Annotated in this window: 20 protein-coding genes and 1 tRNA gene; 4 read left to right on the top strand and 17 right to left on the bottom strand. The window is 71.1% G+C overall.

What is annotated here, in order from left to right:
- Nucleotides 1-3: 3 nt before the first annotated feature.
- On the top strand, nt 4-669 hold the full coding sequence (locus IM767_RS09470; RefSeq protein ID WP_109210132.1) for a rhamnogalacturonan acetylesterase: 666 nt from the start codon (nt 4-6) through the stop codon (nt 667-669).
- On the opposite strand, the gene IM767_RS09465 is transcribed toward IM767_RS09470, so the two are convergent.
- The 8 genes from IM767_RS09465 to IM767_RS09430 form a co-directional block, all read right to left on the bottom strand.
- Nucleotides 609-1,967 (bottom strand): serine hydrolase domain-containing protein, encoded by a 1,359-nt coding sequence (locus IM767_RS09465; RefSeq protein WP_162564261.1) that lies wholly within the window; start codon nt 1,965-1,967, stop codon nt 609-611. The genes IM767_RS09470 and IM767_RS09465 overlap by 61 nt on opposite strands.
- Nucleotides 1,964-2,803, bottom strand: coding sequence for a DUF6807 family protein (locus IM767_RS09460; protein WP_109210130.1), 840 nt, complete (start codon nt 2,801-2,803; stop codon nt 1,964-1,966). Before IM767_RS09460 ends, IM767_RS09465 begins: the two co-directional genes overlap by 4 nt.
- A complete protein-coding gene (locus IM767_RS09455) occupies nt 2,800-3,816 on the bottom strand; it encodes a LacI family DNA-binding transcriptional regulator (protein WP_109210129.1) in 1,017 nt (338 codons plus the stop codon). The genes IM767_RS09460 and IM767_RS09455 overlap by 4 nt, the downstream gene beginning before the upstream one ends.
- A gap of 2 nt (nt 3,817-3,818) precedes the next feature.
- Entirely contained in the window at nt 3,819-5,357 is a 1,539-nt protein-coding gene (locus IM767_RS09450) for a glycoside hydrolase family 43 protein (RefSeq protein WP_109210128.1), read from the bottom strand.
- A gap of 62 nt (nt 5,358-5,419) precedes the next feature.
- A complete protein-coding gene (locus tag IM767_RS09445) occupies nt 5,420-6,703 on the bottom strand; it encodes a DUF1593 domain-containing protein (protein WP_162564260.1) in 1,284 nt (427 codons plus the stop codon).
- Nucleotides 6,700-7,815 (bottom strand): Gfo/Idh/MocA family protein, encoded by a 1,116-nt coding sequence (locus IM767_RS09440; protein WP_109210126.1) that lies wholly within the window; start codon nt 7,813-7,815, stop codon nt 6,700-6,702. Before IM767_RS09440 ends, IM767_RS09445 begins: the two co-directional genes overlap by 4 nt.
- Nucleotides 7,812-8,714 carry a nucleoside hydrolase gene (locus tag IM767_RS09435; protein ID WP_109210125.1) on the bottom strand — a complete coding sequence of 301 codons (903 nt, stop codon included), beginning with the start codon at nt 8,712-8,714 and terminating at the stop codon, nt 7,812-7,814. Before IM767_RS09435 ends, IM767_RS09440 begins: the two co-directional genes overlap by 4 nt.
- Before the next feature lie 202 nt (nt 8,715-8,916).
- Nucleotides 8,917-8,992: transfer RNA gene (locus tag IM767_RS09430), tRNA-Thr, on the bottom strand.
- Nucleotides 8,993-9,248: 256 nt separating this feature from the next.
- Here IM767_RS09430 and IM767_RS09425 point away from each other — a divergent pair.
- From IM767_RS09425 to IM767_RS09415, 3 genes are all read left to right on the top strand, one after another.
- Nucleotides 9,249-10,157 carry a MetQ/NlpA family ABC transporter substrate-binding protein gene (locus IM767_RS09425; RefSeq protein ID WP_109210124.1) on the top strand — a complete coding sequence of 303 codons (909 nt, stop codon included), beginning with the start codon at nt 9,249-9,251 and terminating at the stop codon, nt 10,155-10,157.
- A gap of 87 nt (nt 10,158-10,244) precedes the next feature.
- Nucleotides 10,245-11,282, top strand: coding sequence for a methionine ABC transporter ATP-binding protein (locus tag IM767_RS09420; protein WP_109210123.1), 1,038 nt, complete (start codon nt 10,245-10,247; stop codon nt 11,280-11,282).
- On the top strand, nt 11,275-11,934 hold the full coding sequence (locus IM767_RS09415) for a methionine ABC transporter permease (protein WP_109210122.1): 660 nt from the start codon (nt 11,275-11,277) through the stop codon (nt 11,932-11,934). The genes IM767_RS09420 and IM767_RS09415 overlap by 8 nt, the downstream gene beginning before the upstream one ends.
- A 77-nt stretch (nt 11,935-12,011) precedes the next feature.
- Here IM767_RS09415 and IM767_RS09410 read toward each other — a convergent pair whose 3' ends face one another.
- From IM767_RS09410 to IM767_RS09370, 9 genes are all read right to left on the bottom strand, one after another.
- On the bottom strand, nt 12,012-13,622 hold the full coding sequence (locus IM767_RS09410; RefSeq protein ID WP_422613772.1) for an alpha/beta hydrolase: 1,611 nt from the start codon (nt 13,620-13,622) through the stop codon (nt 12,012-12,014).
- Nucleotides 13,619-14,815 carry a DNA polymerase III subunit delta' gene (locus IM767_RS09405; protein ID WP_109210121.1) on the bottom strand — a complete coding sequence of 399 codons (1,197 nt, stop codon included), beginning with the start codon at nt 14,813-14,815 and terminating at the stop codon, nt 13,619-13,621. Before IM767_RS09405 ends, IM767_RS09410 begins: the two co-directional genes overlap by 4 nt.
- Nucleotides 14,816-14,879: 64 nt before the next feature.
- Nucleotides 14,880-15,491 carry a dTMP kinase gene (gene tmk, locus IM767_RS09400; protein ID WP_109210353.1) on the bottom strand — a complete coding sequence of 204 codons (612 nt, stop codon included), beginning with the start codon at nt 15,489-15,491 and terminating at the stop codon, nt 14,880-14,882.
- 80 nt (nt 15,492-15,571) lie between these two features.
- Nucleotides 15,572-18,298: a type I DNA topoisomerase gene (topA, locus tag IM767_RS09395; protein ID WP_109210120.1), complete on the bottom strand. Its 2,727-nt coding sequence runs from the start codon at nt 18,296-18,298 to the stop codon at nt 15,572-15,574.
- 39 nt (nt 18,299-18,337) lie between these two features.
- On the bottom strand, nt 18,338-18,682 hold the full coding sequence (locus IM767_RS09390; protein WP_109210119.1) for an Rv3654c family TadE-like protein: 345 nt from the start codon (nt 18,680-18,682) through the stop codon (nt 18,338-18,340).
- 34 nt (nt 18,683-18,716) lie between these two features.
- Nucleotides 18,717-19,049 carry a TadE family type IV pilus minor pilin gene (locus tag IM767_RS09385; RefSeq protein ID WP_109210118.1) on the bottom strand — a complete coding sequence of 111 codons (333 nt, stop codon included), beginning with the start codon at nt 19,047-19,049 and terminating at the stop codon, nt 18,717-18,719.
- On the bottom strand, nt 19,049-19,291 hold the full coding sequence (locus IM767_RS09380; RefSeq protein WP_109210117.1) for a DUF4244 domain-containing protein: 243 nt from the start codon (nt 19,289-19,291) through the stop codon (nt 19,049-19,051). The genes IM767_RS09385 and IM767_RS09380 overlap by 1 nt, the downstream gene beginning before the upstream one ends.
- 191 nt (nt 19,292-19,482) lie before the next feature.
- Nucleotides 19,483-20,529: a type II secretion system F family protein gene (locus tag IM767_RS09375; RefSeq protein ID WP_239453266.1), complete on the bottom strand. Its 1,047-nt coding sequence runs from the start codon at nt 20,527-20,529 to the stop codon at nt 19,483-19,485.
- 47 nt (nt 20,530-20,576) lie between these two features.
- Nucleotides 20,577-21,488: a TadA family conjugal transfer-associated ATPase gene (locus IM767_RS09370; protein ID WP_109210352.1), complete on the bottom strand. Its 912-nt coding sequence runs from the start codon at nt 21,486-21,488 to the stop codon at nt 20,577-20,579.
- Nucleotides 21,489-21,743: the final 255 nt, after the last annotated feature.

The following is a 21,743-nucleotide window of genomic DNA, read 5'->3' as shown; positions in this document are numbered from 1 at the left end:
CGCATGCGCCTCATCGTGACCGGCGATTCCACCGCCGCCGACTACCCCGCCGACCGTGCTCCCCTCGCGGGCTGGGCGCAGGCACTCGGGGCCCGCGGAGACCTCGAGGTGATCAATCACGCCAAACCCGGGGCGTCCACCCGCAGCTTCATCGCCACGGGGCTGCTCGAACGTGCGCTGGCAGACGTGCGCGACGGCGACCTCATGCTCGTGTGCTTCGGGCACAACGACCCCAAGGAGGGCGAGCGCTTCAGCGATCCCGAGGTGGCGTTCCCCGCGAACCTGCGACGGTTCGTCGCGGCCGGCCGCGAGCGCGGTGCGACCGTGGTGCTCCTGACGCCGATCGAACGCCGCCACTTCGTCGACGGAAGGCTGGAGTCCACGCACGGCCTGTACCCCGACCAGACGAGGGCGGTCGCGCGGCTCGAGGACGCGGCGCTCATCGACCTCACCGCCGAGACCGCGGTGCTGTGGCAGGCCCAGGGCGAGGACGAGAGCAAGCGGGCGTTCATGTGGCTCGACCGCGGTGCGTGGGAGGGGTATCCCGACGGGCAGCAGGACGACACGCACCTTCGCACCGAGGGCGCGGCGATGGTCGCCGATCTGGTCTACGCCGGGCTGTCCACCCACGGGCTGCTGTCGGACGGCCGGGTACCGGCCGGGCGGTAGCTGCCCACCCACGTCCACGCGGCACCGATCTCCGGGCCCGAGCCCTGCGACTGCACCGTCACGACGCCGTCGCCGGTCGCGACGATCCGCAGCCGGACCGACGAGATGTCATCGGATGCCGCCGACAGCCGCACCTCGAGGACGCCGGGGTGCGACCAGCCCGCCGTGACGACCCCAGCGCCGAGCGCACCCTCCACCACCGTGGGACCGCGCGTCGAGAACTGCAGCGGGGGTTCGTCGCCGATACCCAGTTCGCCGCCGTCCGCATCGAGAGACAGCGCGACGCGGGTCGGGGCGTTCTCGCCTGAGACCGCGACGAACTCCCCCGCCACGGTGCGCGAGTGCGCCGGGTCGTGGCAGCTCAGCGGCACGTCGAGCGAGGCCGCGTCATCGAGATGATCGTGCGAGAGGGCGTCGAGCAGCATCTCCACGAGGCGCTGGTCGCCTCCCGTGAGCGACGTGGCGTCCGCCGTGACGACCGCCACCAGCGATCGATCCGGCTCACCGTAGACGATCTGCCCGCCGAGGCCGAACATCATCCACGCGCCCGGCCGCGGCAGCCACATCTGACGCCCGTAACCCGCACGGAAGGGCGCTCCCCACGTCTGCATGCCCGGGTCCGCCCGTCGCTCGATCAGGCGTCGCACGACGCGTTCGGGCAGGATCCGCGAGCCGCGGAAGCGGCCGGCGCCGTTGATCGTCTCGCCCAGCCGGAGCAGATCGTCCGGCGCAGCGATGAGCCCCGAGCCGCCGTGGCTGAATCCGTCCGGCCCGGTCAGGAACCGCGCCGACGAGCCGATCCCCAGCGGCTCGAGCAGGCGCGGGCGCAGGTACTCCAGCAGCGGCACCCCGGCGCACCGTTCGACGAGCGCGGCCAGCGTGTACGACGCGCTCGTGTCGTACACGAACTGCGTGCCCGGCCGGTGCGTCGGTGGCCGGCGGAAGTACGACGCGAGCCACTCCCCGCTGTCGTCGAAGGTGGTGCGGCTGTGCGGCCCGGTCATCGCGAGCATGTCGTCGATGCGCGTCTCTGCAAGCCAGGGCTCGACCGATCCCATCTCGGGGAAGTACGTCGCGATCGGGGCGTCGAGGCGGAGCCGATCCTCCTCGACCAGCAGCAGCACGGCCAGCGCCGTGATCGTCTTGGACACCGAGTACATGCGGTGCGGAACGCCCGTGCCGAAGGGCGGGAGCTCATGACGGGCGACGGTGCGTCCCCCGACGTTCACCTGCAGGCTGTGGATCGTGACGCCGGCTCGCCGGGACCGCTCCAGGAACCCCCGCAGTCCGCCGCTCACGCGACGACCTCGGCACCCTGGGTGGCGCCTTCGCGGAGCCTGTCGAGAAGCCCCGACGCGACGGCATCCGGATCCTGCTGAGGCTCGTCCGAGATGGAGACCGCCAGATCCAGCTGCAGCGTCTCGCCGGGCACGAGCAGCCGCCGCTCGGTGACCGCGACCGCGGGCAGGAATCCCACATACCCTTCGTTGCGCACGAACCACGGCATCGCGGTCGTCGTCGCGGCGACCAGGGACGCCGTCTGCGACTGGATCGCCAGCCAGGGCGAGCGCGAACCGTGCGATGCGTCGACTCCGTCGCCGTCAGCCGTCCAGACCCGTGCACGCGGGAAGGGGGTCCGCCAGAAGATGCCCCCGTAGAACGCGCCCTCCCGCCCGTTGGTCTGCGGGCTGCCGAAGCTGACCGCCGCGGATGCCGCGCGGAGGCAGGACGTCCAGACGACCTCCCAGCGGCCGTCCTCCTCGCGCGCGGCGATGCGCCGGGTCTCATCCAGCAGCTGACGGCCTCCTCCGTCCAGCCACGCGATGCGCTGCCACAGCCTGCCGGAGGAGGCCTCCTGCTCACGGACGACCTGGACGCCGTGGTTGTCGAGCATCACGGAGCCGTGCGCTCGCCGGTAGGTGCGACCACCCCAGAACGACGTGCCGTCGACGTCCGGCAGGGCGAGACTGGCCCCGAGGTGATGGAGATGGTCTCCCGGCGATACCTGGGTCACCGGCGCGCCCGACGGGGTCGTCGCGGTGAGGAACGGGCGCGGCGAGAAGGTCCGCGGCAGGTCGACGCCCGACTGTTGCGTCACCGCCGCTGCGCCGGCTCCGAGGAGTCGAGCCGTCATCGCGGCGCCTTCGTGCTCGCCCGCGGGGCCAGCGCGGGTGAGAACATGATCGGCTCTCGCAACGGCTCGGGTGTCATCTCCGCGCGCAGCACGGCCCACAGCTGCTCGCCGATGCCGGCGAGACCCGAGGTCATGGTCGTCAAGGACGGCGATGAGTAGCGTGCGAAGGGGATGTCGTCGAAGCCCGCCACCGACAGCTGCCCGGGCACGGCGACGCCTTCTTCCGACAGCCGTCCGAGCAGGCCGAGCGCGACGACGTCGTTGTAGGCGATCACCGCGGTCGCGCCGGTCTCGTGCAGCGCCGGCCAGGCGTCGTAGCCGTCCTCGAAGGAGTGCCCGCACGGGACCTCGATGATCTCGACGTCGGCCTCTGCGTCGCGGATCTCGGCGAGACCTCGCTCCCGCTCCCAGTTCGCGCGCGCATCGGCGGGACCGGCGAGGTACGCGATCCGCCGGTGTCCCAGCGAGATGAGGTGGCGCGCGAGCACGATGACGCCTTCGTGGTAGTCGATCAGGACCGAGCCCGCGTTCTTGCCGGTGGTGCGGTTGAAGACGGCCACCGGGGCGACCCGCGGCAGGAGCCCGAGCAGATCCGGTCGGGTCATGCGCGGCGAGAACAGCGCCACGGCGTCCGTGCGATCGCGGAGGTCGCGGGCGAGCTCGGGTTCGGCATCCGGCTTCTCGAACGAGTCCGACACGACGACGTGATAGCCGTCGCGCGCCGCGGCCTGGTTGAAGCCGTGCAGCACCTGGTGGAACATCGGGTTGCCGAGGTCCGGCACGAGGACCCCCACCGTGCGGCTGACGCCGAGTGACAGCGAGCGCGCCGTCTGGCTGGGGGTGTAGCCCAGCTCGTCGATGACACCGCGCACCAGCTGCGCGATCTCGGGGTTGACCGTCGGGACGCCGTTGAGCACACGCGACACCGTGGCCTTGGACACCCCGGCGGCCCGGGCGATGTCGTTGATCGTCGTCGGCCGCGTCGGTGTGGTCCGTGCGCGTTTGCCGGCCATCGTCACGCCTCCCCGATCGTGATGTCGAAGTCCGCGAAACGGGCGACCGTCTCGTCCTGTCCGTGCCCGTGTGCGGCGAAGAGCGAGATCCCTGCTCCGACCCAGTGCCCCTCCACAGCGCGGAACTGCGGATCCACCTCGATCCTGGCACCTCCCGCGTCGATGCTCACGCAGACACGGGCGTCGGCATCCGTCGCGAGCGTCACCCTGACCTCGGGCACGTCCACGGGCATGCGCGCGAACACGCGTTCATCGGGGTCGTCCCGTTCGCGTACCGCGACGACGGCCGCCGTGCCCTGGTCGTCGTGGCGAAGACCGGCCCAGACGTACGCCAGTCCCAGAACGGCGACGCCGGCGCGGCCACCCGGCTGTGCGGACGCGATCGCCACGTCGACGCTCGCTGTGGACGGCTGCCCCGGCAGAGGCTGCGACAGCACACGCGGGAGCGTGCGCAGATCCCCGCCGTCGGGGCTTCCACGCAGCAGCAATCCGCTCGCCCCGCGGCCGCCTGCGTCCGGAGGAACGACGGCTTCGGGGTCGGGATTGGCCTCCCACTGCCAGTTCGCGCTCGGCACGCCCCCGGCGAAGTCGTCGGCGCGTGCGAGGGTCCGCATTCCCTGCTGCGCTCCGCGGGGAGACGGATGCCGCACCACGGGCTGCGCAGGACCACCGGCGACCGCCTCCCCCATGACCGGCCAGCCGTCGTCGCCCCACGCCATGGGCTGCAGGTGCAGCACGCGGCCGTAGACGCCCCGGTCCTGGAAGTGCAGGAACCAGTCGCGGCCCTCTCCGTCCTCGACCCACGCTCCCTGGTGGGGGCCGTTCACCGCGGTGTCGCCCTGCGACAGGACGATCCGGTGCTCGTAAGGTCCGTACGGGCTGCGGGAGCGGAAGACGGTCTGCCATCCTGTCGCGACGCCGCCGGCCGGCGCGAAGATCCAGTACTCGCCCGCGCGCTTGTAGAACTTCGGCCCCTCGAGGGTCGTGAATCCTTCCAGGCGATCGCCGTCGACGACGTCGATCGCGCGGCCGGCGATCGCGGTCAGCTGCGCATCGACGGGGACGACGGTGAGCACGTTCTTCCGCCCGGCGCGGGAGCGGGCCCACCCGTGGACGAGATACGTGGCGCCGTCGTCGTCCCAGAGCGGGCAGGGGTCGATGATGCCGAGGCCCGCAAGCAGCAGCCGTGGCTCGGACCAGCGACCGGCGGGATCCTCGGCGGTGACCACGAAGACCCCCTGGTCGGGATCGGGGTACACCACGTGGAAGAGGCCGTCGTGATGCCGGATCGACGGCGCCCACACTCCTCCGCCGCGGCGCGGCAGGGAGAACCAGGCGGCGGGTTCGTTGCGCTCGAGCGCGTAGCCGATGCGCTCCCATTCGACCAGGTCGTCCGAGACGAAGAGCGGCAGCCCCGGTGCTCGCTGGAAGCTCGACGCCACCAGGTAGAAGCGATCCCCCACACGGATGGCATCGGGATCCGGGACATCTGCGTCGATGATCGGGTTGCAGTACTGGCTCGCGTCGTCGACGAGTGGCATGACCTCACACTAGGCGAGAAACCGGTTCCTGTCCAAGCGACACGGGCGTGCGAATCGCCCGTTCAGGCGCCTGGCGCGGGCAGCTCAGCCGCGTTGCCGCACCACTCCAGGCGCTCGGCGAAGTCGGCCATGGCCGCGGTGCGCCACGGGCTCACCGAGCCGGTCCCGGGCATGCCTCCCTCGGCCAGGTCGGCGCGCTGATCGTCGCACCACCAGTCCGCGTAGGCGTCAGATGGATGCTTCCAGCGCTCAGGCGGTGGCGGCGCGCTCGTGAACGACCCGGTGATGCCGTCCAGGCCGGGGTGCGTGCTGCGGATGATGTACGGCATCGGCCGATAGTCGCGGGGTGCGAACCGGAATCGCAGCGTCGACTCGTCCACGCGGACCGCAGGCGAGAACGGCCCCTGCACGCGATTGTCGAACATGAGGTCGGTCACGTGATCGGCCGGGAGGTCGCGGGGGGCTTCCACCAGGAGCTCGACCACCCCGTAGTTCTCGACGACATCGACATCGGCATGCGCGGGATGCCGCAGCACCGAGTGGCGACCATCCCAGATCCGAACGAACCGGCCCCCCCAGCTGTCCTGATCCGGACGCTGGGCACCGCCCAGCACCCAGGTCACCGTGGGCGTGTCGCCCATCTTCGCGTACCAGTGCTGAGCGGCGAAGAACTCCCCGAGCGCGCCGCGACCCTCCGCGTGAGCGGGGATGAACTCCTTCGGCGCCAGCGTCCCCTCGCCGGCACGGAAGAACCCGAGGTACGTCGAATTGGACTCGATGAACGACAGGTCGCGGTGGTTCTGCTCCAGGTAGTGATAGGCGTCCACCCCCATCGTCTTGTTCGGCCCGCCGACCCAGTGGATTCGCATCCGGCCGGCGATGTCGGGCGCATCGTGCAGGGCTTGCGCGATGTCTTCGAGCCCGCCCCACGCGAGCACATGAAGCTGCCGCGGGTCTTCGCGACGCGCAGCGCGCACGAGCAGCTCCGAACCCTCGGTCGGGTCCGAGACACCGCCGTCGGGCGGAAGCTCGAGAGCCCCTTGTGCCACCACGGCGCGGAGCTGATCAGCGTCGGGGTACGTCGGGCGATGCGTCCGCAGGTTGCGCAGATCCTCGGCATAGGCGTCGATCACGGCGTGGATGTCGGCGGCACGCCCGTTCCCGTACGGTGACGAGATCAGCCCTTCGATGTCGAGCATGTCGGCATAGAGCAGCAGATGGACCATCGACTGGAAGTCGTCGGGATCCGTTCCGCCGATGTCGGTCGTGACGACGACGCGCGCGCGCTCGCCGAGGCCAAGGGAAGGGGCGGCACCGAGCGACGGCTGCGAGTTCGCGTCGTTCACCAGGACACCCCCGCCTCTGCGAACGTCTGGCCTTCCCATGCCGCGCGCTCGACCAGCTCCTCGATGCCGCGCACCACGCGGAAGACCTCACCGCCCCGCTGAACGACGTCGATGTGCTCGGGTGCGATCCTCACGGGCTCGGGCGAAGCCACGATCGCTTCCAGCACCCGCGTGAACCCGCCGGTCGCCGCGAGTGGGACTGACAGCGGCGCGCCGCGGCGGATGTGCGCGATCATCTCGTCGAGCAGCTCAGACCGCTCGAACGCGTACGTGCGCGGAACGGGAGCGCCGCCGGGGTGAACCTGCAGCAGGTCGCGCGTGTAGAAGTACAGCGCGTGGCCCCGCGAGCCCCGGAGCAGCACGTAGGGCTCCTGCTGGAGCGGAGCGGTGACGCTCAGAGCCGCCGCGATCCGAGTGCCCGAGGTCAGCTCGATCACGAGCGAAGACGTGTCGTCGGTGTCGATGTCGTCGGCCCGCCGCATATCGGTGCGGACGTCGCACACATCGCCCGAGTCCGCCGCGCCGGCGATCGCGAGCGCCGTCGCGATCGCATGACTCAGCGGGTTCGTCGCGGCGCCGTCGGCACTCACCCGACCGTCCGGCAGGCGACGTCGCCCGGCCCACGGACTGCGACGCCAGTACTCCTCCGAGCGGGACCACAACCCGACCACACCGATGTGGTTGAGCTCGCCGAGTCCGCCCGACGCGATGAGCTCGCGCGCGGCGGCGATCCCCGCGCTCGCCAGCGATTGGAAGCCGACCTGGACCGAACGGGCGGCGACCCGGGCGGCGGCATCCACTCGACGGTGTTCTCCCGTCGAGACGACCGGCGGCTTCTCGAGGAGGACGTGCGCGCCCGCTTCCAACGAGAGCACGGCGAGATCGGCGTGGTACGGGATGGGGGTGCTGACGACGGCGAGGTCTACCGCGGTCGCCTCGAACATGGCGGACGCTTCCGTGAAGACCCGCACCCCCTCCGGCAGGTCCCCTCCGCCGCGCGGATCAGCAACCGCGACCAGCTCCAGTTCGTCGCCCCGCGTGAGCACTCGGTCGATATGCCGTCGGCCGTACCCGTGCGCGCCGATGACTCCGACACGGAGTCGTCCCGTCATCGCTCCGCCTCCGCCTCGGCGAACTCCGCGAGCTTGGCGAACATGTCCTCCAGGAAGAACCGCACGTCGATCTGCTCGACGACGAGCACATCGCCGCCGCGCTCGGCCGGCACGCAGTGCCCGTCGGCGGTGAACGACACCGGGCTCTGGCGGCGGAACGAGGCGCACCACGGGTCGAGCATGAGGGCGATCGCGGGCGAGTCGCCCAGCGACCGGGACTCCACCGGCACCGTGTGGTGCGCCGTGTTGAAGTCGACGACGGTCTGCGCGAGGTACCGGCCGAGTTCGCCGCAGGGCTCGACGCGGCGCCGGAGCTCGGTGTAGCCGACACTCACGAGACGGTAGATGTCGGACGGGACCTGCCAGATGTCGATGCCGGAGCCGAACACGACGTTCGCGGCGTGGATGTCGTTGCGCAGGTTGAACTCGGGCCACGTCCCGCGCCACTCGCGGTCGCCGTAAGGCGGCCCGCCGATCCAGATCACGGTCGTGTCGGTGTCGGCGATGTCGGGCGCCAGCAGCAGCGCGCTCGCCATGTCGGTGAGAGGCCCGAGGAACGCGATGAACAGCGGCCCGTCATCCGTGCGCCGGGCCTCCTCGATGATGAGCCGCGCTCCCGGGCTGTCGATCGGGGTGGCCTCATCGGGCAATCCCTCGGCGGCGCCGTTCGCGATCGGCACCTCGCTGCCCCCCATCAGCGAGATCAGGTGATCGAGCTCGTCCCGCGAGTCGAGCATCGACCGTGCGGACCGGCCCGCGCCGAAATGCGCGGGGATGATGCCGCGGATGTCGAGACTCGGCGACAGCAGTGCGTGCACGACGGCGAACTGGTCGTCCGCCTCGTTCTTGACGTCGGAATCGATGATCACCCGGCGGGTGCGTGCGTCGTCGATCTTCATTGATCCTCCTTCGGCTCGCGGTTCGGCAGTCGGTGCGAGCGACGCCAGAAACCGGTTCCCAATCAGGATAGTGAAGGTCAACCGGTTCGCCAACAGGCATGCGAGGTCCCGGTCTCGCCCGCGAGTGCGGGAGACGACGAGCGCCGGCGTGCCGGCTGCAAGAGACCCGTCGACCGAAAGACCAGCCAGAGCGAGGGAGATGTGGAGCCACCTAAGGGAATCGAACCCTTGACCTATTCATTACGAGTGAATCGCTCTGCCGACTGAGCTAAGGTGGCGCGCCTCGCTTGCGCGATGCACAAGCAACGATCTTACAGGGTCTCGGGAGTGCTCGCGAACCACGCGAGGCCACGGCGCACTCCGGAACCCGATCCCGCGCCGTCACCGACTCGGTGTCGACGTGTTACGGCTCGGTTCGAGATGCCTCGGCGGCCCACGTAGGTTCGAACGCGGTCCGCGACGAAGCGTGCGCGGTCCGTGGATCGTGCGCGCGGTCACAAGCCGACACGGGCCTCGATCCACAGGAGCACGCACATGTCCACACCGAAGAAGCTCACCGCCGCAGCAGCGCTCGCCCTTCCCTTCGCCCTCCTCCTCGCCGGCTGCGCCGGTGGGGCAACGGATGCCGACGCCTCCGGCTCCGCCGCCGAGAACGAGGTCGTCCGCATCGGCGTCGTCGGCGCCGGCGACCCCTACTGGGAGACCTACAAGGAGGCCGCCGCCGAAGAGGGCATCGAGGTGGAGCTCGTGGACTTCAGCGAGTACTCGCAGCCCAACCCCGCACTGTCGGCGGGCGAGCTGGACCTCAACCAGTTCCAGCACATCATCTACCTCGCCACGTACAACGTGCAGAGCGGCGACGATCTCGAGCCCATCGGCGCCACGGCGATCTACCCGCTCGGCCTCTACTCGACCCAGTACGACTCGGTCGACGACATCCCCGAGGGCTCGACGATCGCCATCCCCAACGACGAGTCGAACGGCGCCCGCGCGCTGCTCGTGCTGCAGTCCGCGGGACTCATCGAGCTCGAGGACGGCGGCTCGGCGTTCTCGACGCCCGCCGAGGTGATCGAGGACGAGTCGAAGGTGCGCGTCGAAGCCGTCGCCGCGGACTTCACCGCGTCGTCGCTCCCCGACTTCGCGGGCGCGATCGTCAACAACGACTTCGTCACGAAGTCGGGCCTGACCGATGACGAGCTGCTCGCGCAGGACGACCCGTCCGACCCGTCGGCGTTCCCGTACATCAACATCTTCGCCGCGAAGGCCGAGGACGCCGACAACCCGACGTACCGCAAGCTCGTCGAGATCTACCAGAACACCCAGGCGGTGCAGGACGGCGTCCTCGAGGTGTCCGGCGGGTCCGCCGTGCTCGTCAAGACGCCCGTGGACGACCTCCTGACGTCCCTGAAGGACGTCGAGGACGACATCCGCGCCGGCTCGTAACGCCCGCCACACCACGGCACCGCATGTGCGGCCCGATGCGCCTCGCGCGCACGGGCCGCACACGCGCGTTCCGCCCAGGAGCACTCCATGACTCTCATCCGCCTCACCGGCGTGACCAAGACCTTCCCGCCGTCGGGCAAGGGCGGCTCCCCCGTCGTCGCCGTCGACGACGTCTCGCTCGACATCGCCGCCGGCGAGGTGTGCGGCATCATCGGCTACTCCGGCGCCGGCAAGAGCACCGTCCTCCGCCTGGTCAACGCCCTCGAGACTCCCACCTCCGGCACCGTCGAGATCGACGGACGAGACGTGACGAACCTGCGCGAGCGCGAGCTGCGCGAGCTGCGCGGCGACATCGGCATGATCTTCCAGCAGTTCAACCTGTTCGACTCGCGCACGGTCGCGGGGAACGTGGCATACCCGTTGGAGGTCGCCCGCCGCCCGCGAGCCGAGATCGCCTCGAGGGTCGATGAGCTGCTGCGGTTCGTCGGACTCTCCGACAAGGCACGCAACTATCCCGAGCAGCTCTCCGGCGGGCAGAAGCAGCGCGTGGGCATCGCGCGTGCGCTCGCCACCAGCCCGCGCATCCTCCTGGCCGACGAGGCGACGAGCGCTCTGGACCCCGACACGACCCAAGAGGTGCTGGGTCTGCTCAAGCGCATCAACGACGAGCTCGGCGTCACGATCCTCGTGATCACACACGAGATGGACGTCATCCGCACGCTCGCCGACCGCGTCATCGTGATGGAGCACGGCCGCGTGATCGAGAGCGGCGACGTCTTCGACGTGCTGTCCGCCCCGCAGCACGCGGCCACGCGGCGGTTCGTGGCGAGCATCATCGAGGATGTGCCGGTCGGCGAACAGCTGCGCACACTGCACGACCGCCACCCCGGGCGCATCGTGACGTTCACGATCCGGGAGGGCGACGTGACGCAGGCCGACGTGTTCGCCGCGCTGTCGTCGCACGGCGTGCGGTTCGAGCTCGTGCACGGCGGCATCAACGACATCGGCGGCCGCGTGTTCGGGCATCTCACACTGGCGCTGACCGGAGAGGCCGACGCCGTGGAGCAGGCGATCCGGGCCGCGTCCACGTTCGCGCCGCTCATCGAGGAGGACGTCCGTGGATAGGCTCGTCGATCTGCTCCCGGAGCTCTGGGCGGCCACGGCCGAGACGCTGTACGTCGTGTCGCTGAGCCTGGTGTTCGGCGGCATCGCAGGACTGCTCGTCGGACTCGCGCTCTACGCGACGCGACCGGGCAGCCTGTTCCCGAACCGGTTCCTGTTCGGGACGCTCAACGTCATCGTCAACTTCTTCCGCCCCATTCCCTTCGTGATCCTGCTGGCGGCGGTGCAGCCGCTCGCCCGCAGCATCGGCATCCCGGGCATCGGCCCGGAGTTCGGCATCTTCGCGATCACGATCGCTTCGCTCTTCGCGATCAGCCGCATCGTGGAGCAGAACCTCCTCACGGTGCGACCTGGCGTGATCGAGGCCGCCCGTGCCACCGGTGCGAGCCGATCCCGGATCCTGCTGCGCCTGCTGCCCCGCGAGGCGCTCGGACCGCTGATCCTCGGCTACACGTTCATCGTCGTCGCGCTCGTGGACATGACGGCCATCGCTGGCGCGGTCGCCGCCGGCGGTCTCGGCGAGTTCGCGATCGTCTACGGCTTCAAGCAGTTCAACCCGTGGGTCACGTGGGCTGCGGTGCTGGTGATCATCGTGATCGTCCAGCTGGTGCAGTTCATCGGCAACGCGCTCGCGCGCCGGGTGCTGCGCCGCTGAGCGACGCCGCCCGCGTCCAGGAATGGGGAGAGCGGATGCCGCGGCCCGCGGCATCCGCTCTCCTCATCTAGAGCGCGTCACTCGCAGCGCAGGTCGCCGTCGGGCGGGGTGCCCTCGAGCAGATATGTCTCGATGGCCGCGTCGACGCACTCGTTGCCCTTGTTGTACCCGGTGTGGCCCTCCCCCACGCGCGTCACCAGAACGCCCGACGAGAGCTGCTCAGCGAGCGAGACGGACCATTCGTACGGCGTCGCCGGATCGTTCGTGGTGCCGACCACGACGATGGGAGCGGCGCCTTCGGCGGCGATCGGCTCGCGGACGCCCGTCGGCGGGTACGGCCAGACTTCGCACGGGTCCGAGCCGCCCCAGAACGGTGCGATCGTCGGAGCCTCGGCCGCGAGCAGCGCATCGGCCTCGGCCTGCGTCTCTTCCGTCGTGTCGAGCGGGTAGTCCATGCAGTTGTACGCGTTGAACGCCTCGGTGCCGTTGTCGATGTACTGGCCTTCGACACGGGAGTTGTAGTCGTCGGCGAGCAGGAACGCGAACGCCGGGTCACCCTGCAGAACGTCCGTCAGCGCGGTGGTGAGGTACGGCCACGTGCTCTCCGCGTACAGCGGGCGCACGATGGCGGTCATGAGAGTGTCGGCGCCGAGCATCCTGCCGTCTGCGTTGGGCAGCGGATCGCGGTCGACGCTGGCCAGCAGGGTGCCGAGGTCGGCCATCGCGTCGTCCACGGTCCCGCGGAAGGGGCACTCGTCGTCGGCGAGGCACGACTCCATGTAGGCGCGGAGAGCGGACTCGAAGCCGATCGCCTGCGTCACGCCGACGTCGTTCCCGGAGATCGCGGGGTCCACCGCGCCGTCGAGCACGAGCCGGCCGACCCTGTCGGGGAAGAGCTTGGCGTACGTCGCGCCGAGGAAGGTGCCGTACGAGTACCCCAGGTAGTACAGCTCGGTGTCGCCCAGCACCGCGCGGATGAGATCCATGTCGCGGGCGGAGTTGTCGGTCGTGATGTACGGCAGGATGCCGCCGCTGTTGTCTTCGCACGCCTCGGCGAAGTCGCGGTTGCGCTCGCGCAGCTCGTCGGTCCAGGCTTCGGTGCCGCGCGGGTTCTCCGGGATGTCGTAGAGGTACGCATCCATGTCGGCGGCGTCGAAGCACGTGACAGCCGTCGACTCGCCGACGCCGCGCGGATCGAATCCGATGGTGTCGAACTGCGCCCGCACGGGGTCGCCGACGGCGAAGTCCACCGAATCGCGGATCAGCGACACGCCGCTCACGCCCGGACCGCCGGGGTTCGTGAGCAGCGAGCCGATCGGCTCGGTCGTGCCCTCGGCGCGGCTGCGGATGAGCGACAGCTCGATCTCGCCCTTCGAGGGGTCGGCCCAGTCGAGCGGCGCCGTCACCATCGTGCAGTCGAAGTCGCCGCATGCCTCCCAGTCGAGGGTCTGCTCGTAGAAGGGCAGCAGCTCGGCCGGAACTCCCCCGACGTCGGGCGACTTGCTCGTGGTCGGCCGCGGTGCCGCGTCAGGGATCATCGAGTACAGACATCCGCTGAGGACGAGGGATGCCGCGACCAGGCCGGCCAGGACCGCGGGAATCCTGCGGAGACCGCGGCTGCGCGCCGGACCCGTCGGGTCTTCGGCGTGCGGGTGGCGGCTGGCGCGGCGGGGGCGGGTGCGGTTCACGGGATCCTTCCGCTCGCAACGGTGACGAGCATGCTTTCGAGGGCGAGCGTCGGGGCGGCGTTGAGCTCGAGGTTCTCGCGCGTGACGCCGATGCGGTCGACCACCGTGAGCGTGCGGTCGGGGGTCCACGCCGTCGCCAGGGCGCGGAGTTCGGGCTCGAGCTCGCGGTTGATGAGGACGCCTTCCCGGCCGAACTGCAGCATGAGGACGTCGCGGAACATCGACTCGAGGTCGGTGAGCACGCGGTCGATCCCGTCGCGGAGGCTGCGGGTGGCGCGCCGCTTCTGCTCGTCCTCGAGCGCGGAGAGCTGCGAGCGGACCGCGGGCGGCACCGGGGATCCTTCGGCGATGCCGAGCGTGCGCAGGAGCGACGTCCGCTCCGCCTCGTCGCGCTCCGCCGTCAAGGCCTTCGCGTCGTCGGTCGCGGCGGCGACGATCGCACCGGCGACCTCGACCGCGTCGCCCACGCCCCGCACGGCGAGCACGCCGCGCAGCGTGGCGTCGCGGCGTGCGCGGGTCGCGGCATCCGTCGCCAGTCGCTGCGCCATGCCGATGTGGCGCTGCGCGTGCCGGGCGGACTGCTCAGCGATCGCCCGGTCGACGCCGCTGCGGCGCACGATGAGATCGGCGACGTCGTCGACGTCGGGTTCGCGCAGCCGGAGAGTACGTACGCGCGAGCGGATCGTCGGGAGCAGGTCGGCGTCGCTGGGGGCGCACAGCACCCAGACCGTGCGCTCGGGCGGCTCTTCGAGCGCCTTCAGGAGCACATTGGACGTCCGCTCGGCCATGCGATCGGCGTCTTCCATGACGATGACGCGGTAGCGCCCCAGCGACGGCGCGAAGTAGGAGCGCTCGACCAGGGCGCGGGCGTCCTTGATGGAGATGATGACGCCCTCGGTGCGCAGCGCCGTGAGATCGGGGTGGGTACCGGCGAGCACCTGGCGCATCGTGCGCTCGTCGCCCGGCTCGGCGATGAGCGCGGCGGCGAACGCGTGCGCGAGCGTCGAGCGACCCGAGCCCGGCGGGCCCGTGATCAGCCACGCGTGCGTCATGGACGCGGGATCGGATGCCGCCTCGCGAAGCGTCCGGACCGCGGCGTCCTGCCCCCAGACGTCGCCCCAGGGCACGCTCTCGGCCACGGCGTCGCGCGCGTCGGGTGCGCCCGCGCTGGCGGGCTGGGTCGCGGCATCCATCCCGCCCAGCCTAACCGTGGCCGCCGACGCCGCGCCGCGCCGCTGGGGCAGCCCCGGCGGATGCTCAGCCGAGCAGCGGCTCCACCCGCTCACGCACGGCGACGGCGAGCTCGTCCGCCGGACGAGCGGCATCGAGTACGAGGAACCGGCCGGGCTCTGCTGCGGCCAGCGAGAGGAACTCCTCGCGCACGCGGGCGTGGAAGTGCTCCTGCTCGGCCTCGAGGCGGTCGAAGGGCTTGTCGTCGGCGTCCAGCCGCGCGCGGGCGGTCGCCGGATCGAGGTCGAGGAGCACGGTGACGTCGGGCAGCAGACCGCCGGTCGCCCAGAGCGAGAGGTCCCGCACCTCGTCCCGGCCGAGGACGCGCCCCGCCCCCTGGTACGCGACCGAGGAGTCCAGGTAGCGGTCCTGGATCACGACCTCGCCGCGCGCCAGCGCAGGCCGTACGAGCGTCTCGATGTGGTGCGCGCGGTCCGCCGCGTACAGCAGCGCTTCGGCGCGCGGCGCGACCTCGCCCCGGTGGTGCAGCACGATGTCGCGGATGAGCACGCCGACCTCTGTGCCGCCGGGCTCGCGCGTGCGCACGACCGTGCGCCCGGCATCCGTCAGCCACTCCTCCAGGAGCGCCGCCTGCGTCGTCTTGCCGACGCCGTCGCCGCCCTCGAACGTGACGAACAGCCCTTCCGCCGGTTGAGGTGGTTCGACGGGATCGCCGACCGGGCGGACGGCAGGGACCGGTGGGGTGTCGCCGGCGCGCGTCACTTCTTCGCCGCGGGCTTGCGCGTGGTCGTGGTGCGGCGCGCAGGACGCTTCGCCGGGCCCTTCGCGCGCTTGTCGGCCAGCAGCTGCACCGCGCGCTCAAACGTCACCTCCATGGCGTCCTCGCCGCGCGGGATGGTCGCGTTGGTCTCGCCGTCGGTCACGTAGGGACCGAAGCGGCCGTCCTTCAGCTTGATCGCCTTGCCGCTGGTCGGGTCGGCCTCGAACTCCTTGAGCGCGGAGCTCGCGCCGCGGGCCCCGTACTTCGGCTGCGCGTAGACAGCGAGCGCCTCTTCGAGCGTGATGTCGAAGATCTGCTGCTCGCTCTGCAGCGTGCGCGAGTCGGTGCCCTTCTTGAGGTACGGCCCGTAGCGGCCGTTCTGCGCGGTGATCGGCGCTTCCGTCTCGGGATCGATGCCGACGGTGCGCGGCAGATCGAGGAGCTTGAGCGCGGTGTCGAGATCGATGGCGTCGACCGACATCGACTTGAAGAGCGACGCGGTGCGGGGCTTGGGCGCGGCTTCCTTCTTGGCGCCGCGCTTCTTCGGCGCGGGAGCTTCGGCAGGCTCGGCGACCGGCAGCACCTCGCCGGTCTCCTCGTCGACCTCTTCGGCCGCGGGCGGGTCCGTCTCCTGCACGTAGGGCCCGAAGCGACCGTCCTTCACGACGACCAGCTTGCCGTTGGCGGTGTTCTCGCCGAGCACGCGATCACCGGCGACAGGCGCATCGATGAGCTCCTGCGCCTTGGCTGGGGTCAGCTCGTCTGGTGCGAGGTCCTCCGGGATGTTCACGCGACGCGGCTCGGCCTCGGGGTTCGCCTTGTCGGCGACCTCGAGGTACGGGCCGTACTTGCCGAACCGCAGCGTCGCGACGTCGCCGATGGGCGTCGAGTTGAGGGCGCGGGCGTCGATCTCGCCGAGGTTGTCGACGATGTTGCGCAGGCCCACGTGCTCGCCCGACCCGAAGTAGAACTCCTGCAGCCAGTCCTGACGCTTCTGCTCGCCGCGCGCGATGGCGTCGAGATCGTCCTCGAGCGCCGCGGTGAAGTCGTAGTCGACAAGGTCGGCGAAGTGCTGCTCGAGCAGTCGCACGACGCTGAAGGCGAGCCAGCTGGGGATGAGCGCCTGACCGCGCTTGCTCACGTACCCGCGGTTGAGGATGACGTCGATGATGCTCGCGAACGTCGAGGGACGGCCGATCCCCTTCTCCTCGAGCGCCTTCACGAGGCTGGCCTCGGTGTAACGCGGCTTGGGGCTCGTCGCGTGCCCCTTGGGCTCGACCTCGCGCATGCGCAGGACGTCGCCCACCGCCATGGCCGGAAGCGACTGGTCGTCGGACTTGTCGGCGTCGCCGCGCTTCTCGTCACGGCCCTCCTCGTACGCCTCGAGGAAGCCCTTGAACGTGTAGACGGTGCCGGACGCCGTGAACTCCGCCCGGCGGCCAGCGGCGGTGACCTCGAGGGTCACCGTGGTGGTCTCGTACTTCGCGTCGGACATCTGGCTGGCCATCGTCCGCTTCCAGATGAGGTCGTACAGGCGCAGCTCGTCGCGGTCGAGCTGGCCCGACACCTCCGACGGCGTGCGGAAGGTCTCACCCGACGGGCGGATCGCCTCGTGCGCCTCCTGCGCGTTCTTGCTGTTGTTGCGGTACGAACGGGGGTTCGGCGGAACCGCCTTGTCGCCGTACATCTTCACCGCCTGCTCGCGCGCCGCCTGCACCGCCTGCGTCGACAGCGCGGTCGAGTCGGTGCGCATATAGGTGATGTACCCCTTCTCGTAGAGACGCTGCGCGACGCCCATGGCGTGCTTGGCGCTCATCGAGAGCTTGCGACCGGCCTCCTGCTGGAGCGTCGAGGTCGTGAAGGGCGGCTTCGGGCTGCGGGTTCCCGGCTTGGACTCGAGGGCGGTGACGAATGCCTCGGCCGCCGCCTCGATCGCGGCGGCGAGCTCGCGCACCTGAGCCTCGTCGAGGACGAGCACGGCCTTCTTCAGCTGACCGCGGTCGTCGAAGTCGGTTCCACGGGCGAGGACTGCGCCGTCGACGCGCGCGAGGCGGGTGGAGAAGGACTCGTCGAGCCCCTGCGGCCGGTTCGGGGCGGCGAGCGCCTCGATGTCCCAGTACGACGCCGACACGAACGCCATGCGCTCGCGCTCGCGGTCGACCACCAGGCGGGTGGCGGCGGACTGCACGCGGCCGGCGGACGTGCCCTGCTGCACCTTGTACCAGAGCACCGGGCTGACATCCCACCCGTACAGGCGGTCGAGGATGCGGCGCGTCTCCTGCGCGTCGACGAGCGCGAGATCGAGCTCGCGCGTGTTGCCGACGGCGGCCTGGATCGCGTCCTTGGTGATCTCGTGGAACACCATGCGCTTGACGGGCACCTTGGGCTTGAGCGTCTGCAGCAGGTGCCACGCGATGGCCTCGCCCTCGCGGTCCTCATCTGTGGCGAGCAGGAGCTCGTCCGCGCCTTTCAGCGCGCGCTTGAGCTCGGCGACGGTCTTCTTGCCACGCTCGCTCTCAACGTAATAGGGGTCGAAGCCGTTGTCGATGTCGATCGAGTACTTCCCGTACGCCTGCTTCTTGTCTGCCGGGATGTCGCGCTTGTCCGCGAGGTCGCGGATGTGCCCGACCGAGCTGAGCACCTCGTAGCCATCGCCGAGGTAACCCTGGATCGACTTCATCTTCGTCGGTGACTCGACGATGACGAGCTTCTTGCCTTCTGCCAACGGGGGCGTCCTTTCTTCGACGCAAACCATACACGCCACTCATCGGTGCGGGCGCTGTGAGCCGGAATCAGGGGGTGGTCCGGCACGAGCCGAGGCCAGGGCTTCGAGCGGACCCAACCGCGTCGAAACGGTCACCGTGGCGATGAGCTCGTCCAGCTCACACGCCTCGAGTTCGGCGCCGTGGGCGACGGCGATCTCGCCCGCTCGCTCGCACGGGATCCCGGGCACGGCGCCCGAGGCGGCATCCGCTGCGGCGAGCGCGCTCGCGTCGGCTGCCGCCGAGAGACGCTGACCGGCGACCGCCGCGGCGCCGACCGCAGCGAGGCCGCTCGCGAGGACGGCGCATGCCGCGACGGCTCCCACGGCCACCATCGTCCCCGCCATCAGGCGACCTTCGGTGCGGCCCGCGCGAGCGAGGTCACAGGCCGCCCGCCAGCGCGCATCCGGACGCCGTCAGGGTGAGGCCGAGCAGCGCGGGCGCCGACGCGGTGACGCACACCAGCTCGCCGCGGGGTCGGATGTCGACGGATGCCTCTTCCACCGCCCCGGCGACGGCACTGCGGACACGGTCGTCGGACTCGCCTCGCGCGCTCAGTCGGGCGGCGTCGGCGACGGCGTCCTGAAGCCGCACCTGCCGTCCCGCGCCCGCGAGCGCGCCGACGCCGGCCACGAGCACGAGAGCGATCGCCGGGAGGGCGACCGCGAACTCGGCGACGACCGACCCGCGGTCGTCGCCCAGCCGCGGCCGCATCACGCCACCGTGAGCGCGCGCCGAACGAGCTCGGTCAGGATGCCGCGCACCTCGTCACTGCGCATGATCACGACCAGAAGGCCGGCGAAGGCGACAGCGGCCATGGTCGCGATCGCGTACTCGGCTGTCGCCGCACCGGTGTCGTCGGAGCCGGCGCGCTCTGCGCCCGGCGGTGCGAACAGGCGCTCCGCGCGACGCCGCGTGAGACGCGGGATCGTGGTGGCGTTCCGGGTTTTCGACATGGGGGTCTCCGTTCGATGGATCCAGTGGTGCGGGCACGGTCTGGGGGCGAGGCGCACAGCGGCGCGATCGCGAGATGATGGTCCGGCGCCCCAGCGCGAAGCGCCGGACGGGCGCCGCGGCACCGAAGCGCGGGGCGGGCACACCCCGGATTCCGGGCTTTGGTCGAGCACCGCGAACCGCGGCCGAGTGATCACAGCGACACCGACATCGTCGACATGACGCTGAGGAGCATCGGGCCCACTCCGAGAAGGAGGAACGCGGGCAGCGTGCACACTCCCAGCGGCAGGAGCAGCCTCGACGAGAGCTTCGCTGCGCGCAGCCGTCCGTCCACGCGCGCGCGATGCCGCGCGTGCGCGGCAGACGCGCGCAGGAGCTCCACTGCGGGGACACCCGCCGTCCGCGACAGCGCAAGGACTTCGTCGACGTCGTCGCCGGCTCCACGGGCGGCCCCTGCGTCTACGGCGCCGGCTCCGGCGGAAGATGTGCCGACTCCGACCTGGGCGCCGCCGGTCTCCGCCGCGCCGTCGCCGGAGCTTCCGGCCCCCGCGCCGCCGCCTGGGCCGCCTCGCGCCCCGGCCCCGCCGCGGCCGCTCTCGCCACGCGTGCCGGCACGGGTCGCGAGCACACCACCACCGCGCAGCGCGCTCGCCTCCCGCACGACTGCTCGGGCGCGCTCGATCGAGACGCCGCCGCTCAGCGCGATGGCGATGAGCTCGGCATCGAGCCCCGGCATCCGTCCGCCCGCCTGTGCGCTGCGCACCAGACGCGAGGTCCAGCCGTGCGAGAGCAGGATGAGCGCCGCGCCCGCGACCAGGCAGCCGATGCCCAGAGGCTGGGTCAGCAGAGTGCCGAAGGTGTCGAAGCCGAGCGCCGCACCCAGGCCGACCGCGACGAAAGGCAGCCAGCCCATGAGTCGCGCGGTGCCCGCGGGCTCGGCCAGCGCCACCCGCACGTCGTCCGCCGCCTCCTGCGCGTCGCGCAGTGCGACGGCGAGTCCACGCAGCGATTCCGCCAAGGGAGCGCCGACCACGACGGCGACCTGACATGCCGCTCCCACCTCGCGCCAGGCGGAGGTGCCGGCCGCCGCGACGGCCTCGGCCAGCGGCATCCCGTCGTCCATCGACGACACGACGTGAGCGGCCGCCGGATCACCCGCGCGCGCAAGATGCCCCCACGCGCGGGCGGGTGAGACGCCGGCCTGCAGCAGCACGGCGAGCCGCAGCACGGTCTCAGACACGTCCGCTGCCTGCCGCACGTCGTCGACGGGTCGCCGAAAGGAGGTTTTCACGACGGCCCCCATCGCTCCTCCTCGATGGCGAGTCTGCCCTCGCTGTCGACGACCGGACGTCCGACCCCGGTGACACGGCGCACACCATCGGTCCCGCGCTCGACGTGGATCACGGTCCCGATCGCACTCGCGGCCTGCCGGGCGAGAGCCCGGTCATCGAGACCGGCCAGAGCGCCCAGCGCCTCCAGCCGTGCGGGCACATCCCGCAGGCTGTTGGCGTGCAGCGTGCCCGCTCCGCCGTCGTGCCCGGTATTCAGCGCCGACAGCAGCTCACGCACCTCTTCGCCGCGGCACTCCCCCACCACCAGCCGGTCCGGCCGCATCCGCAGCGCTTCGCGCACCAGTCGAGCCAGGCCGATGCCGCCCGCTCCCTCGATGTTGGGCTGCCGGGCTTCGAGGCGCACGTGGTGCGGATGACGGATGCGCAGCTCGGCGACGTCCTCGATGGTGACGATGCGCTCCTCCACCGGAGCTTCGGCGAGCAGTGCCGCCAGGAGCGTCGTCTTGCCGGCGCCTGCGGCGCCCGTCACCAGGAGGTTCTCGCGGCGGCCGATCGCCTCGTCGAGGCGGCGTCGCACCCGATCGTCGAACATGCCCGTCCGCTGGAGGTCGGTGAGGGTCGCTACCGCGGCGCGCGGCACGCGGATGGAGAGGACCGTTCCTTCGGGCGCGATGGGCGGCAGCACCGCATGCACGCGGATGCCGCCTTCCAGGCGCACGTCCACGCAGGGCGACGCATCGTCGATGTGTCGCCCTCCCAGACCGATGAGGGCGACGGCGAGATCGCGTACCTCTTCTTCTGTCGCTCGCCACTCACGCGCGGCGATCGCCCCCGCCCCGCGGTCGACGAACAGTCCGGCCGCGCCGTTGACGAACAGATCCGTGACGGAGGGATCGTCCAGATACATCGCGAAGGGGGTCAGCACCGGGTGCCGTTCGGCGGGCGGCGCAGCGCCGGCCGCCCCGACGCCCGCGGGCGGCGTGGACGGGCGTGAGGCGACCGCGGCGCGCTGGTCGGGTGATGCAGGGAGCTGGGCGGCGCCGTCTTCACCTTCGATGCGCCGTGGGATCCACGCCGGCGGTGATCCGGCCGAAGGTCCCACCTCCGCCGACCGGGTCGGAGAGTTCGTCCACCGCATCGGAGCGCCCGTCAGTCGGGTCGC

This window comes from Microbacterium ureisolvens (genome assembly GCF_015278315.1).
Taxonomy (GTDB): domain Bacteria; phylum Actinomycetota; class Actinomycetes; order Actinomycetales; family Microbacteriaceae; genus Microbacterium; species Microbacterium ureisolvens.
This window is presented reverse-complemented; position numbering and strand designations above follow the sequence as displayed.

Excerpts from the sequence above, each read along its gene's own strand:
- IM767_RS09470 (WP_109210132.1), top strand. The coding sequence starts at position 4 with ATGCGCCTCATCGTGACCGGCGATTCCACCGCCGCCGACTACCCCGCC.
- IM767_RS09460 (WP_109210130.1), bottom strand. The coding sequence starts at position 2,803 with ATGACGGCTCGACTCCTCGGAGCCGGCGCAGCGGCGGTGACGCAACAG.
- IM767_RS09455 (WP_109210129.1), bottom strand. The coding sequence starts at position 3,816 with ATGGCCGGCAAACGCGCACGGACCACACCGACGCGGCCGACGACGATC.
- IM767_RS09450 (WP_109210128.1), bottom strand. The coding sequence starts at position 5,357 with ATGCCACTCGTCGACGACGCGAGCCAGTACTGCAACCCGATCATCGAC.
- IM767_RS09440 (WP_109210126.1), bottom strand. The coding sequence starts at position 7,815 with ATGACGGGACGACTCCGTGTCGGAGTCATCGGCGCGCACGGGTACGGC.
- IM767_RS09435 (WP_109210125.1), bottom strand. The coding sequence starts at position 8,714 with ATGAAGATCGACGACGCACGCACCCGCCGGGTGATCATCGATTCCGAC.
- IM767_RS09425 (WP_109210124.1), top strand. The coding sequence starts at position 9,249 with ATGTCCACACCGAAGAAGCTCACCGCCGCAGCAGCGCTCGCCCTTCCC.
- IM767_RS09420 (WP_109210123.1), top strand. The coding sequence starts at position 10,245 with ATGACTCTCATCCGCCTCACCGGCGTGACCAAGACCTTCCCGCCGTCG.
- IM767_RS09405 (WP_109210121.1), bottom strand. The coding sequence starts at position 14,815 with ATGGATGCCGCGACCCAGCCCGCCAGCGCGGGCGCACCCGACGCGCGC.
- IM767_RS09390 (WP_109210119.1), bottom strand. The coding sequence starts at position 18,682 with ATGGCGGGGACGATGGTGGCCGTGGGAGCCGTCGCGGCATGCGCCGTC.
- IM767_RS09385 (WP_109210118.1), bottom strand. The coding sequence starts at position 19,049 with ATGCGGCCGCGGCTGGGCGACGACCGCGGGTCGGTCGTCGCCGAGTTC.
- IM767_RS09380 (WP_109210117.1), bottom strand. The coding sequence starts at position 19,291 with ATGTCGAAAACCCGGAACGCCACCACGATCCCGCGTCTCACGCGGCGT.
- IM767_RS09370 (WP_109210352.1), bottom strand. The coding sequence starts at position 21,488 with ATGTATCTGGACGATCCCTCCGTCACGGATCTGTTCGTCAACGGCGCG.